Source organism: Microvirga sp. VF16, from assembly GCF_016864375.1.
GTDB lineage: Bacteria > Pseudomonadota > Alphaproteobacteria > Rhizobiales > Beijerinckiaceae > Microvirga.
The window spans coordinates 923,925-937,644 of record NZ_CP069354.1; the positions used below are offsets into that span (position 1 = coordinate 923,925).

General features: G+C 58.6%; 10 protein-coding genes. All 10 read right to left on the reverse strand.

Annotated elements, in window-relative coordinates; genetic code table 11:
- Nucleotides 1-27 precede the first annotated feature (27 nt).
- The 10 genes from JO965_RS04430 to JO965_RS04475 all read right to left on the reverse strand — a co-directional run bounded on the left by JO965_RS04430 (nt 28) and on the right by JO965_RS04475 (nt 13,644).
- On the reverse strand, nt 28-1,212 hold the full coding sequence (locus JO965_RS04430; RefSeq protein ID WP_203442504.1) for a hypothetical protein: 1,185 nt from the start codon (nt 1,210-1,212) through the stop codon (nt 28-30).
- A 98-nt stretch (nt 1,213-1,310) separates the two neighbouring features.
- Entirely contained in the window at nt 1,311-2,537 is a 1,227-nt protein-coding gene (locus tag JO965_RS04435) for a polysaccharide pyruvyl transferase family protein (RefSeq protein ID WP_203442505.1), read from the reverse strand.
- Nucleotides 2,538-2,666: 129 nt separating this feature from the next.
- Nucleotides 2,667-3,662, reverse strand: a complete 996-nt coding sequence (galE, locus tag JO965_RS04440) for a UDP-glucose 4-epimerase GalE (RefSeq protein WP_203442506.1) — start codon at nt 3,660-3,662, stop codon at nt 2,667-2,669.
- A gap of 80 nt (nt 3,663-3,742) precedes the next feature.
- Entirely contained in the window at nt 3,743-4,930 is a 1,188-nt protein-coding gene (locus JO965_RS04445) for a polysaccharide pyruvyl transferase family protein (RefSeq protein ID WP_203442507.1), read from the reverse strand.
- A gap of 34 nt (nt 4,931-4,964) precedes the next feature.
- Nucleotides 4,965-6,272: a glycosyltransferase family 4 protein gene (locus tag JO965_RS04450; RefSeq protein WP_203442508.1), complete on the reverse strand. Its 1,308-nt coding sequence runs from the start codon at nt 6,270-6,272 to the stop codon at nt 4,965-4,967.
- 7 nt (nt 6,273-6,279) lie between these two features.
- Nucleotides 6,280-8,448 (reverse strand): glycosyltransferase family 2 protein, encoded by a 2,169-nt coding sequence (locus JO965_RS04455; protein ID WP_246776743.1) that lies wholly within the window; start codon nt 8,446-8,448, stop codon nt 6,280-6,282.
- 78 nt (nt 8,449-8,526) lie between these two features.
- Nucleotides 8,527-9,297 (reverse strand): hypothetical protein, encoded by a 771-nt coding sequence (locus tag JO965_RS04460; RefSeq protein WP_203442510.1) that lies wholly within the window; start codon nt 9,295-9,297, stop codon nt 8,527-8,529.
- Nucleotides 9,294-10,580 carry a glycosyltransferase family 4 protein gene (locus JO965_RS04465; protein ID WP_203442511.1) on the reverse strand — a complete coding sequence of 429 codons (1,287 nt, stop codon included), beginning with the start codon at nt 10,578-10,580 and terminating at the stop codon, nt 9,294-9,296. Before JO965_RS04465 ends, JO965_RS04460 begins: the two co-directional genes overlap by 4 nt.
- On the reverse strand, nt 10,577-11,413 hold the full coding sequence (locus JO965_RS04470) for a class I SAM-dependent methyltransferase (RefSeq protein WP_203442512.1): 837 nt from the start codon (nt 11,411-11,413) through the stop codon (nt 10,577-10,579). The genes JO965_RS04465 and JO965_RS04470 overlap by 4 nt, the downstream gene beginning before the upstream one ends.
- Nucleotides 11,410-13,644 (reverse strand): glycosyltransferase, encoded by a 2,235-nt coding sequence (locus tag JO965_RS04475; RefSeq protein ID WP_203442513.1) that lies wholly within the window; start codon nt 13,642-13,644, stop codon nt 11,410-11,412. The genes JO965_RS04470 and JO965_RS04475 overlap by 4 nt, the downstream gene beginning before the upstream one ends.
- Between the last annotated feature and the right edge of the window lie 76 nt (nt 13,645-13,720).

Here is a 13,720-nt window from a genome sequence, read left to right on the forward strand (position 1 = left end):
TAGCCGGGATGCGGTTGGCTTAAAATTTCAGCGGTCCAAGGTCACCTTGAACCGAACCAAATCCCTGTTCATGGTGGGGCGCTTTGACTCCCAGTTGAAGCGCGTCAGATACAAATGGAATGTGTTTCCGGCCGATTGAAAGACAGGGGATCGGCTGTCGTGATCGATGATCGAGGGATAGTCGTAATAAATCTTCTTCTCAGTTGTGCCCCAAGGCGGGTCAAACGGGGCCAGCAGCGATGCTGACGACCAGTTCCTCAAGTCCGTCGAGGTTGCATAATAGACGCCACCTTGATCGTTCACTCGTGTGGACCAAACGACCATCCAGAGGTTCTTGGCCTCCAGCCAGATCAGGGATCGCACCTTGCCGGTGATGTCGCCGCTGCCGAGACGGTCGCATTTCGCCTGAGCGGGTTCCTGTCCGCTTGCCGGATAAGGGTTCGGCGGCGAGACGAAGCGGCCTCCGCTCATCATCCGCCAGCCCGTCACGAGATCGGACCGCGGAGCGCGAAACAGGCAGTTTCCGCGTCCGCCGGGTTCCGCGGCATCCTCCGTCCAGGCAATGAAATAGGCATGGTCTTGATCGAAGACGGCATTGGAGAGCGTGAGAAAGCCCGCGGCGTTGATGCCCGTATCGAACGGCTTGTTCGACCCGGCAATGAGGCGCCGGTCGCGGGGCAGCAGCTTGAATGAGAAATCCCGCTCGCTCGCCTCCAATCCAACGATCGCAAGATACCAGCACTCCGGCTTGCCGGGCCCTTTGGCGCAAAGCCCGTCATGGCGAAGTCCGGAGAATTCCTGGCTCGCCAATCCGAGAATGCGGTCGTCACCAAGCGGGATGAGGCTCTGAACCCAGAAGCGGTCATCATAAGCTGAGGGATCGGCCGATTCCTCGCCTTGGGAAACAACAGAGCAATTGGGCCGAAGCTCGGCAAAGCCAGGCCCTTCGAGTACCCTGTTCCGGAAGTGCGCCGCAATCAGGGCCACTGAGCCGTCACGGCGGCGATAGGCCCTGGCGGGAGAATCGGGGATCGAGCGCCAGTCGCATCGCTGCCGCTCATAGCTGTAGACCTCTTCGGGCTCGGGAGAGATCGAGAAGTGCAGAGATTCGCCCGAGGTCGCGGCCGTGCTCATCACAAGCGTCAGAACCGCTGGCCATATGGTGGCGTTCCAATGGCCGATCCTGTTCATGAGATTCGTCAAACGGGCCATGTCAGAACCCTCTCAATCATGCTGCCTGTCGTCCGTGAGGAAATTTCTCAAGAACGGCGATCATGGGGACAGGAGCTATCGTGATCCGACGCCCCAGCTCATTTGCCGGTTGCAATCCGCTGCAGGAAGGATGCGGGCTGGAGCCTGTTTGCCGTGAGGAAGTCGAGATATCTCGATGCAGCTTCACTCCGGTGTCTGTCATAGGAATCCGGATCGAAATTGATCAGCTTCTTCAAGCTTGACCGCGTGAGCGGCGCGGTCAGATCGGGCGCGGCGACGTGCGGAACCCCCGTATTCTCGCAGAGCTCTCGGGTTCGGGAATCGATCGTGACGGTCAAGCCCATGCGCTCGGCCTGAAGAGCCAGAGCTACGCCGTGATAACGGGATCCGATGGTGAAGTCATACCGGCGCAATGTGTCCATCCAAGCCGGAACGTCATAGAAGGAATGGACATAGTTCCTGCACCACGCCTTGAATTCCTCGAAGGAATAATGAGGGACAGTGTGGTTGTGGATTTCCTTGAGCGCATGAGGATCGATATCGTCGAAAATGCCGCGAGACACCCTGATCATTTCGCCCATCGATTGGACCACGTATTGACCCGGATACATCGGATCCATCATCAGGCTGATCAGCTGATGTTCGATATCGCGGGTCTTCACCCACGCCTGATGTCCCGCCGCGACAGAAATGGAGCGTGGTAACGCGATGTCCGACCAATGCTTGTGAATTTTCTTGCCGAGCCCCGACTCCTGGTTCGTGAAATACGAGGGGCAGCCGCCGACAATGGAACCGTGGATGCCGAGCTTATCGAGCTGCGAAGTAGTGAACGCACCACGGGTATAGATGTTGGAGGTCGAGGAGGACGGGTTGGAGCGCGCAATGACCTGGGCCCATCGATAGGTCCCATCGGAGAGCTGGATGTCCTGATCGTAGCTGTCGGCCTGGGCTCCAAGTCCAATGGCGACGATCGGTAGTCCGGACCTCTCCAGGTTGTCTGCCATGTTGCCGTAATCCGTGTGACGGCCCAACTGATTGGCGCACGGAATGACGATGATATCCGCGTTTTCCTTCAGGGTCTCCGCCGAGGCGCTCCAGCCGAAGAACTTGACCGGATTGGAAATGTGACTGGCAATGGCATGGACAAATGCCAGATTGCCGTTGTTATGGCCGATGCCATTGTAAAGGTCCTCGAACGCTGCGTTGGAATAGAGTCCCAGAGACGGGTACTTCCACAGGATCGCCACTCGCAGCGGCTTGGCAGGCGGTGCCATCTTGGGGGTGGGTTGATCGAGCGCCCTATCCTTGATGATTTCGTCCAGCATATGAATTCCATTCTAAAATTGAATATTGCGTGCTTGTTTCGGAGCGATTGCATGCCGAAACCTAAAAGATTTTACGAAGCGATGGGGAAGATTTGGCTCGGAGGCACATTAGCCATCGTGCAATCCCGCTTAAGCAGCTTCCGCTCTGCGAAGTCTCAGGCTGCTTTCCCACGCCAATGCATGGCGGATGATCGCTTCGAGATCGTCGAGCTTGGGCGTCCAATTCAGGACTTCACGAATTTGCGCCGGGCTTGCAATCAAAGTGGCGGGATCGCCAGGCCTCCGCGGAGAAAGGTTCACGGTAAAGTCGACACCCGATACCCGCTTGACGGCTTCAATCACTTCGAGAACGGAGTATCCGCGACCATAGCCACAGTTGAGGATGGTGCTGTCGCCACCCTCATCGAGATAGTCGAGAGCAAGAGTATGGGCATGGGCCAGGTCCGAGACATGGATATAGTCTCGAAGGCACGTGCCGTCCGGCGTTGGGTAATCGGTTCCAAAGATGTCGAGGTGAGATCTCTCACCCAGAGCCGCTTGGGTCGCGACCTTGATCAGGTGCGTCGCCTGCCGCGTACTCTGCCCGCTCCGGCCTTGAGGATCGGCGCCGGCTACGTTGAAATACCGGAGGGCCACAAAGCGGAGAGGATGAGCGCGAGCCACATCCCGCAGCATCATCTCAGTCATGAGCTTCGATGTGCCATAAGGCGAGACCGGGTTGAGGGATGTCGTTTCCGAGATCGGGCTCTCCCTGGCGTCCCCATAGACGGCAGCGGTCGAGGAGAAAAGAAACCGCTCAACGCCGTTCCGCACCGCTGCACTGATGAGCGCCCGCGATTTGACGGTATTATTGAGATAGTAGCCCAGCGGATCCGTGACGGATTCCGGAACCACGATCGATCCGGCGAAGTGAGCAATGGCCTTAACGCCATGCTTCTGAACGATATCCGCGACGAGGGATTCGTCACCCACATCGCCCTGGACGAGGGTTGCCGAAGGATGGACCATCCACTCGAAGCCGGTGCTGAGATCGTCCAGGACGACGACGTCTCTTCCGGCATCGACTAACGCCAGAACCATATGGCTCCCGATATAGCCGGCACCACCCGTTACCAATACAGTCATGACTGATCCCCTGCTCTTGGTGATTAGTTGAGAAGAAATGGAAAGGGATGCCGTAGCTCGAACGGCACCCCATGAGACTACTAGGCGGCCTGGAGCTGCCCGTATTCCGGCGGCCTCATCACAGGGAGCATCTTCGTATCCGCCCCGTTCTCAACGAGGAACTGATGCATTTCCCGGTATGTATGATGATAGGCGCGGTTGAACTTGTCGAAGAGTGACTGGTCCCAGTAGTCCTCGAGCTTGAACTCCTTGCCCGAGAACACGTCGAAACTCGGAATCTGATAGGTCTCGGCGAATTCGACCGTTCGGCTGTCATAGGTAAAGTAGATCGACGGCACGCCATTCGCGAGCGCCATCAGGTTGCCGTGGAGCCGGTATCCAAGGACGAGATCCTTCTGCTGCACGAGATCCTCATAGTCGGCGACCACGTCGGAATAGAACAGCCTCTCCCTGTGCAGCTTCTCCATGGCTTCGTCGAGATACCATTCGCTTACCTGCTTGTCCGCGCGCAAAGCCGCAATCGCCTCCTCCCGCTGCTCTGCGGTCCCAAGCACGATCTTCTTCTCCTCGACTTCCCCCTGCGCCATCAGCACCACATCAAATCGCGCCGCCAGGCTCTTCACGAGGTCCCGATGGAAGGTCAGATACTGCTTGATATCGCGGGCATAGGTGGACGACACCTCGCGGCGAACAGTAATGCCGGTGGTCCGGATGCTCTCGAGAGCCGGCAACTGAATGTTGAGATCGGGGTTGTTCCGGCGGAACGCGGTCGGGCAACCCACGATGCGGATATTCTTGATTCCAAGATCCCAGAGAACCTGCGCCGAATAGGCCCCACGCACGCCGATGGATGTCGTGGAATCGGCCATCATGCGAAGAACCGTCTTGGTCTCTTCCGAGAGCTCGATCTTGCCCTTGACCGGTGCCTGGGCGCCGATGCCCCAGGCGATGACCGGGATCTTGAGCTTCTTGAGAACGTCGATCGCCTGGTCCCAAACCATGTCCTTGTGCACATAATTGGACCCGCGCAGAAACACGTAATCGTATTCGGCATTGATTCGATCGATCTGGGCGAGGTCGGGATTGGCAATCTCCAATGCGTCGAGCTTGTCGTAGTTCAGAAGCTTGAGCGAGGAGTCGAAGACGAACGCGTCTCCGATGTTGTGGTAGTGGTTGATGCTGCGTTGAATATCTTTGTGCTTATACCAACGGACATTGTCGTGGTTATAGACTTCGCCTGAGGGGCTGATGACCAGGATACGCTTCATCGAGATATCTCCAATTGTGTTTGTGCCAAGCCCGCTAGGCTGTCAGCGCAACAGCCGATGACGCTGTTGCCTTCTTCGTGGCAAGTTCCTGATAAAGTTCGAGATGCTGCCGAGCGCATTCCTCGTAAGTGATCGGCTGCCCGATGCCGGCGCGCAGGTTTTCCCAGAGTTTCGGAGTGGTCAGCGCCTCGGTCATGCGGTCGACGAGATCCTGGGACGAGCCGACACGGAAGTGCAGTCCGTTGACACCATCGGTGATCTTTTCAGCCATCCCGCCGATATTGCTGCAGATCATGGGGCGGCCGTGAAAGAAGGATTCCTGGATCACGATCGGTGAATTCTCCCACCAGATGGAGGGAATGATCGTCCAGTCGATCGAGCGCATCAGGCGCGGCATCTCGCTGTTCTGGTAGGACCCGTAGAAGCGAACGCGGGGGCCTGCACGCTCCACCAGTTTCCTGATCTTCTCCTGGAAAGGTTCCGGCTGCCGTTCCAGATTGCCGCCGAAAATCATCAGCTGGGCATCGTCCCCCCAGACAGAGTCCGGAATGCAGGTGACGGCGTCGAGAAGGATGTCGACGCCCTTGAACTGCGTGATCTGGCCGAAATAGCCGAACCGGGAGCGTCGTCCTGTCCGTTGGGGGAGGGGACGCGGCGCCGCCGGCTCGGCGATATCGAGACCATTTTCGATGACGATGAATCGCGAACGATCCAGGCCCCAGTCGACATAGCGGTCGACAAGGAACTGACTGGGTGAGACGAAGTAATCGGCAACATCCAGCAGCCCGCGTATGAAATGTTCGCGGCGCAGGAAGCGGGCCGGAGAGATTTCCGGAAAGCAGGCGTTGCAGTCCGAGGGAGATGCCCGATGGCAGAGCTTGGTGCCGCCTGTCTTCACCATCTGACCGTGATGGTTGCAGATGGAAAGGAACTCATGGAACGTGATCACGATCACGCAATCCGGCAAGGCCTGTCGAACGGCGTAGATCATCTCCAGGCCGAGGCCGATGAAGTGATGGAAGTGGACGACGTCAGGCTTCAGGTCTCTCAGGACGCGCAGGAAATCACGCTCGATTTCCTCGGTGTTCCGGTTCGAGATGAGAAAGTGATCATATTCGTCGGCGTGGTAAAGGAACTCGCCTTCCGTCTGCCGAAGGCTCATGAGAGCGGTTCCGCTGTGCCGCGCGACCGGGTGCCCGACGCGAGCGAAGAAGCGGGATTCGGCTCCACCTACCCGGTTGAGGCCCTTGTGCAGATTATAGGCAGCGATCTCGGCCCCTCCGAGAGAGAAGCTCGGATGACCGTGAGAGACGATGAGAATGCGGGGAGAATGTTTGGGCATGATTCCACTACCTCATGTTGTTGATGAGGAGCGACCACTTCCGCTCGAAGCTCCAGCGGTCGATCTTCTGGGCCAGACGATGCATGGGAAGAGCCGACGCGCTGGCATCACTATCGGCTGAGATCATTTCGACATCCGGCAACCAGACGGCGGGCGTGCCTCCGAGCCTCATCTTGAGGCAGAGGTCGCGGCCCTTTTCACCGGCGCCCAGATAGGACCGCGTGAACCCGCCGGCAGACGCAATGGCTTCGCGTGAGACAATGCAGCATGCAAGCGAGCCTGCGATGACTTCGGCCGGTTGCGATCCGCGCACGACATCGCGCGGGTATCCGATATACCGGTCGACAAGCTTCTGCTCTCCATTGTCGAGCCAAGTGCCCGCGAAGCGGATGGAATTGTCCTCGTAGAGGATCGTGGGGCTGACCAATGCTTTGCCGCCGCGATTGCGATAGGCCCTTTCCAGCGATGAAATCCAGCCCGCTTGGCGCGGCAGAACTCCTGCAGCAAGAAAGATCAGCGTTTCCACCCTCGTCGCCTGAATGGCAGCTTCAAAAGAATCGCAGGCATCCTGTACGCCTGTTGCGCCGATGACGCGAACTTTGATGCCGTAGAAGCGCGAGAGCCGCTCTGCCTCCGGCGCAATATTGTCGAAGGATTCCACGGGAGCCGCGACGATGATCGGCATTTCCTTCGTCTCAGCATCCAGTGCGAGGAGCGACAATGTGACGGACACTTCCTCGGCATCCATACCCGCTCCGATGACCAGAGCCTTGCCGGCTTCCATGTCGTTGAAGTCGAAGTCACGAATTTCCGTGATACCCGGTGCAGGCGAGGCCATGGCCTGCATCATCGGCCCGATATGGCGCTCAATGGCAGCTCCAGCTGCTGCAGTCCGTGGGTCGAGAGGCGAGATCAACCTCTCCAGGGAACGTCGGGACATGCCTCGAAGAGGTGTGAGAGGATAGAAGGCGATGGTGTCGCCGACAGCGAGCTCGAAATAGACGGGCGTCTCTGCCGAGGACGAAGGGCCGGGGACAAAGGCCAGAAAGCCGTGGTCATTACGGGCCGGCTCAAGGCGTCCGGCAAAAAGGCTGTTGTGCTGGAATGCCGTCGACACGTCAGAGCGCGGCAGGCGGGTCCAGGTATCATCGATCCGCTGGCTGTTTGCACCGGCGCGCAACGTGAGGGAATCCACATGGCCCTCTGGGTCGAGCATCCAACCGGCGACCAGAATACCTCCGCCAGGAACCTCAGCGACCATATCCATGCCGATGCGAACCGGCACTTTGAGATCCGACACGGTGTCGCGACCGTCGAACCGCTCCCCGGCACGTCGCAGTATCTGCATCGTATCCGCGTTTGCGCTCGCGTGGATCAAACCATCCCGGATATGAGCGGGAACGTCGGTCGAGGACAGGAGAACGCGACGGTCATAGACATTAAGTGTCCGCCATCCGTCCCGTCCGCGAAAGAACATCTTCTTGAGCTTGCTTGGATCGAGAGTGGACTCGCCCGTGTCGAGCAGGCCTACGAAGCCCTTGCCTTGCTCTCCCAAGTCACTGCGAGGGACATAAGCCGACTTGAATTCTCCAGCCAGCAATCCGTCATCGGCCGCAAGGATGCGTACCGCATCGCAGGGCAGATCGGAGGCCCAGCCCTGCAGAAAGACTTGGCCCGTGTCGATTGAGCCGATAACCTCGATCCAGCCATCGGTAGGGCCTGCCGATGTCAGGACCGACAAGGCGGCATCCAAACGCTTCTGATTGGTTTTCCCGCCGATCAGGGCATGGACAATGCGATCAAGGATGATTGAGGATCGATCTCCGGCGTCGGAAGTGACGATCTGAATTAAGGCTGGAAGGGACAATGCCGGCCTGATCAGGGTGTAACGGATCGGCTGTCCGCTGCGACGCATGACGACCGAGCGCAAGCGAACCTTGCTTGCGAGCCGAATGGGAACAATCGCCACAAAGCCGATGGCGGATTCCGCAGGCGCGCCTTTCCGAACCCAGTAGACGATATCGGTCTTCATGGACATGGAAGGATCGCCGTTCAGCAACGCTTCGACGTTGTCCGGCATCGCATCGGCCACGCCCGCAATCAACGCGAGGTCATCTCCAACCGGGCTGACAAGAGCGCTCTCGCCGTCGAGAGGAAGATCACGTAGCTCTTGCATTATTTGTGTATTGTTCTGCATCGATTTTCCGGAACTATGTTCGATGATCGTCTCGCCTCCTGCTTTGATAGCTGCGGCTTACCACGGGGGATGGCGCAGAAGGACGACCAGCGCCGCGATGGCGCTCGCCGCGGAGATTCCCCCGAAGGCGATCAGGAGCGTGACCGCTCTGCGCATGGGGCGGTCGACAGATGATCCAAGATCCTCAATCTGCCGCCCGAAATCGGAAAGAATTCTGTCGAAGCGCATATGGAAGACTTCGATATCGGATACCTTCTTGGCCAGATCGGACTGATTCGCTCGCACGACGTCGAGAGCCGCCGCGATGCCGTCCTCCTCACCAACAATGTCGTTGATCTGATTTGACGTGCCTCGGAGGGCTTCGACAGCTTCACGTTGCAGAAGCTGCGATCGCCTCTGCGCCTCGATGAGCAGCTCAAGCCGGTCGAACACGCGAGTCAGCGGCGCATTGAGTGCAGCTTCCGCTGCACGCTCATCCTGGCTGGGCGAACGTAGAACGAGTTCCTCTCCGGTCGAAGGGGATGTGGCGATCACGGAGATGCCGGCCGTGCCGTGTTCGGCACTATCAGGCAGCTCGATCTCGAAGGCGTATCCGCCATCACCAATCCCGTTGCGGCGCAGATCGACACGAGGCATGTCGGCCGTGGCCGATGCGATGACTTTTTCATTCAGGATGACGCGCACCTGAAGTCGCTCAGTGGGGCGGGAGCGATCCCAAACCCATCCGAACAGGCGCTGCCCTTCGATCGCATCGACACGACCTTGAAGTTGCGCGTTGCCTGGAGTTGCCGGTAGGGCTACCGCGTTACTGTGCTGTGCTGTGCTCATGCCGCGTTTGCCTTCAGTTCGATGATCTCTGCGCCTTTCAGGAGGCTGTGATAGAGAGCGAGGTGGTGCTCTGCGACGATCGTGATATCGGCCGGCGGATTGATTCCTGCCACGAGGGTTTCCCAGAGTGCCGGTGTCTCGACCGCTTGTTGCATGACACGGGCAAGAGAGACTGGATCGTCCGGACGGACGTGCAGGCCGTCAATGCCATCTCGAATAGCTTCAGCCATTCCACCGATGCCGCTCGCAATGACAGGACGCCGGTGTATGAACGCCTCTTGGATGACCAAGGGGGCATTCTCCCACCAGATCGACGGCATCACCACCCAATCGACCGCTGCCATGAGGTCGGAAAGGTCCTCGCGGCCGTAAGGTCCAAGCCTGACGACTTGAGGTTCAGTCTCTGTAAGAAGATCGTCGATCTCGTCGATGAATTTTTGCGACTGAAAGGGCGCCCCGCCATGCAGGCGGAGCTCGAAATCATCAAATCCTGTTGCAACGAGACGTTGGGCGGCTTTGAGGAGAACGGGGATCCCCTTCCATGGGTTCAGGTTGCCGAAATAGCCGAAGACGGACCGTCTGCCTGAAGAAGTGGGTCGATGGGCAGCCGGCAGGACAGCCGGACGTCCATTGGCAACGACCTCGATCGACTCGGACGGGAGACCCCAGCTCACAAACCGGTCCTTGATGAAGCGGCTCGGAGCAATGAAGCGATGAACCTGATCGAGATGAGTCTGAATGTACTTTTCACGTAGAAGGAAGCGATCGGGCGCGATGCTCGGGAAGCACCCGCTGCAGCGATTGGGGGTCGCGCGATCGCACCGTTCCTTCCCTTTCGCTCGCATCATCAATCCGTCATGAGCGCAAATCGGGTAATAGTCATGAAGCGTCATGACGATACGAGCGCTTGGCAGAATGCGACGCACCAGGGCTATGAACTCCACTCCGATGAGCAGAACATGATGGATATGGACGATATCAGGTCGAAAGTCCTCAAGTAGGCTGACGAGATGAGGAACAACTCCGTAGCTGTCGATCTGGCTCAGGTTGAACTGATCGAAGTGTCCGCACCACATGATGACTTCATCCGAAGCGTCACCAGGTGACTGGAAGCTGGTTCCCGGCCGCTGCCCGCGGTGGAGATTGTTGGTCGCCGCCAGGAACAGAGCCTCCACATCGGGACGCGAGCGATACTCGCGAAAGAGATCGTGCGCGAAGATCTCAGTTCCGCCAGGATGAAAGTCCGGATGATTGTGGGCAACGACCAGCACACGTGTCGTCAAGTGATTGACTCCGGCTTAACGGCGATGATGATATCCTGGTAGTGAGCGCTCTCAATTCCTCGCCAATGGCCGAGGCTGAGGCGTTGGATCTGCAGGCCTGCCTCCTTCAGGGAGCTCTCGATAATCCCGGCGTCGAAGCCGATTGCGCCGAGAGGGGCCAAAGGATCGCCATACCACGTGCCGGGCTTCGTCCCCCGCGTGAAGCGCGGGCGAGCGGTCGGCCGGTCCGGGTCTCCCGCCGCAACGATGAACGCGGTCAGAAACAGGCGTCCGCCAGGTGTCAGCAACCGCATGATCTCACGGGCGTAAGCAGAAATCTCCGCTTCGGGCAGGTGGGTTGCGACGGATACCATCGTCACGAAATCGAACTTTTCGTCCGCGAAGGGCAGGACGATCTCATGCCCGGCGATTGCTCCCCCGGGATTGTAGAGTTCGTGAGCAATATCCACACGGCAGAACCGGAAGTGCGGATAGGTGGATGAAATGTTCTGCACGCACCATTCGACCCCGGCATTCACAGGATCGATGCCTTCATAGAAAGCCTTTTCGGGATCCAGATATTGTGTCAGCGGGACGGCCATTCGCCCGATGCCGCATCCGATATCCAGGACTGATTCGAATGGCTTGAGTCCGCCGATGCGAACGAAGTGACCGAGATACTCGACGCCGATTGCACGATAATCACCATCACCCACGAAGACGTTTTCGGGCGGTGGAGCAGGCAGCGAGGCGTTTTGGGAAATCTCTTCCATCAAATGAGTGAGGCTCGATTCAGAATCAGGATGGAGCTTCATCGCACTCGAGGCATTCGTAAGATCGAACTGCACATTCATATTGCCGCATTCCTTCCTTTGCGAGGGCGTCCAGCCTGCATCGCTGCGATCATGAGATCACGCCAGCGCTCGCTATGAAGAGCGCAATTGTACTGCCAGGCAATTCCGCGCATGTACTCGGCGTTGAGAGACATCGATCTACGTTCGAGGTGGTAGAGTTCGATGTCCGGAAGATATGCGATCTTGCGATCTGTCATGGTAATTTTGAGGCAAAGATCGCTGTCTTCGTAATCTCCGACCACATAATCTTCCGTGAAACCACCAACAGCGTCGAAAACGGACTTGGATGTGACAAGGCAAGCCCCGGTCACTGCAGGTACGACACGTTCCTCGCAGGCTGGAGCATAGTCGCGCGGCATGCCTTTATGGAAATGCTGGTTGAGCCAATGCCCGCGGTGATCCTGCGAGAAGTACATCCCGGCGTGTTGAATCGATCCATCTTCGAACAGGAGTTTCGGTCCGACAGCGCCAATCCGGCGGCGGCCGTTCAGACGCGCTGTCATTTTCTCCAGCCAGCCCGGAGAGACAGGGATGATGTCGGAATTGACCAGCGCCAAAACGTCGCCTTGAGCGAACGAGACGCCGATATTGTTCGCGCGCGCGTATCCGCCGTTTCGCTCCATGACGACCAGGATGATGGGCAGACCGTAGACAAGATGGAGGCCACCCAGAAGATGCTCGACTTCCTGGGCCTGCTCGGGAGAGTCGAGGACATAAATGATCTCGGCGTTCGTGCGAATCCATGGATCCGCGGCGAAGGCAGCGATCTGGAAGCGGAGAAACTCCAGATTCTTGTAGAGCGGAATGATCACCGAAGCTTTTGGCCGCGCTAGAGGGGCTCCGATCTTCTGAAGAGTGGGGCGTCCGATTCGCTCGCGTGTCTGTTCGTGGAGATTGGCGATCACAGGGCTGAGGATCTGCGTCAGAACGGATTGATCGACATGTTGTGCCGGAATAGCCCGCAAGGCGGCGGCGCGAGCCGCGACCGGATCGGCGGGCTGAAGCTTCGGTACGAGAGGATGACGGGCACCCGATTTCAGGCGCAGGTGGAAGCGCGGTTGGAGAATGTGCGCCGAGCCGGCGGTTGCGGGTACCAGGACGGCAAATCCGGTGGCGCCAAGGCGGGATCCTTCCGTCGGGCCTGCGACTTCGACGGGAAATCTGAACAGATCGGCCGTCAGATCCAGAGAGCCGCCGTCTGGACGGCTCGCTTCAATTCCCGCGAAGAGGCCGACTGGATCGCGGTACCAGCCGGTCACCAGGGTTCCTGCCGGCGTTGCCAGGGCGGATACGATTTCGGCCGATGGGGTCGTGAGGCTGCTGGAAATCCGTCGTGGACGCAATGGCGAGCGCAGTTGCAACTCGAGCGCGTAGGCCGGTCCCGCCGAGGAGCGGTCGGATATTTCCGTCAGCATATGCTCGCGCAGGCCCGGTGCTGTGTGCGCGTGCTCGCGGAACCAGCGCTCGATAGAGGGGAGGCGTCCATCGGGCGTAAACATGCGCCGGACGGACAGTCCTCCGGGGCCAATCAGGATGAGGAGGGACTCGTCAGAGGAAATCCGCGCACGGTCAATCAGGAAATGGACAACATCTCGTCCGCCCTTCGCGTCCGGAATCCGGTAGGGGCGCGCAGGAATGCGGGTCGGGCCGTTCTTGCCGAGCGTGTAGATCGCATCGACCTTGCCGAAGCCGGAGACGAGCGATGTCCTTGCCAGAATAAAGTCGTTCGCAATCTGCGCCACGGCAACGGCTTGGCCGGGTGCCGGGGCCATCTGCGAGAGCAGATCCTCCAGAATCCCGATGAAGGTCCGGTTCCGCTGTAGGCGGAACATGGTGCCCCATACATTGAACAGGGCAGACACCAGAGCGACGCAGCCCTGCCTGTCGATTCCGTCGACCAACTCTTCGGCATCCACCGGCGCTATGTCCGTGTCGGAATCAATGGTGACGGCTGTGGTACTTCCGAGCGCTTCGAGGGACAGATCCACAGTGATCTGCCCTTCGGGCGGACGTTGAAAGACCCAGAAAAGGCGCGTGCCGCCATGAGGCAACGAGAGGCGCAAGGAAGCGAGGGGCCAGATGTCATCGCCATCGGTTTTAAGCGTAGGAGACGAAATCCGTTCGGCGTGGGGCACATCCCAGGTGAGCAGAACGACATTGCGTCCGAGAGATGAAACTCCCGGAGAGGCAAGATCCTCGTCTAGCAATGTGAGCATGGCAGAATCCGCCATCGCTTTCCTGTCTCCATATGTCTAATGGGATGCCGCAGAGAGGTCCGCGACATCCGTGATTTGTTGAAGTCGTAGA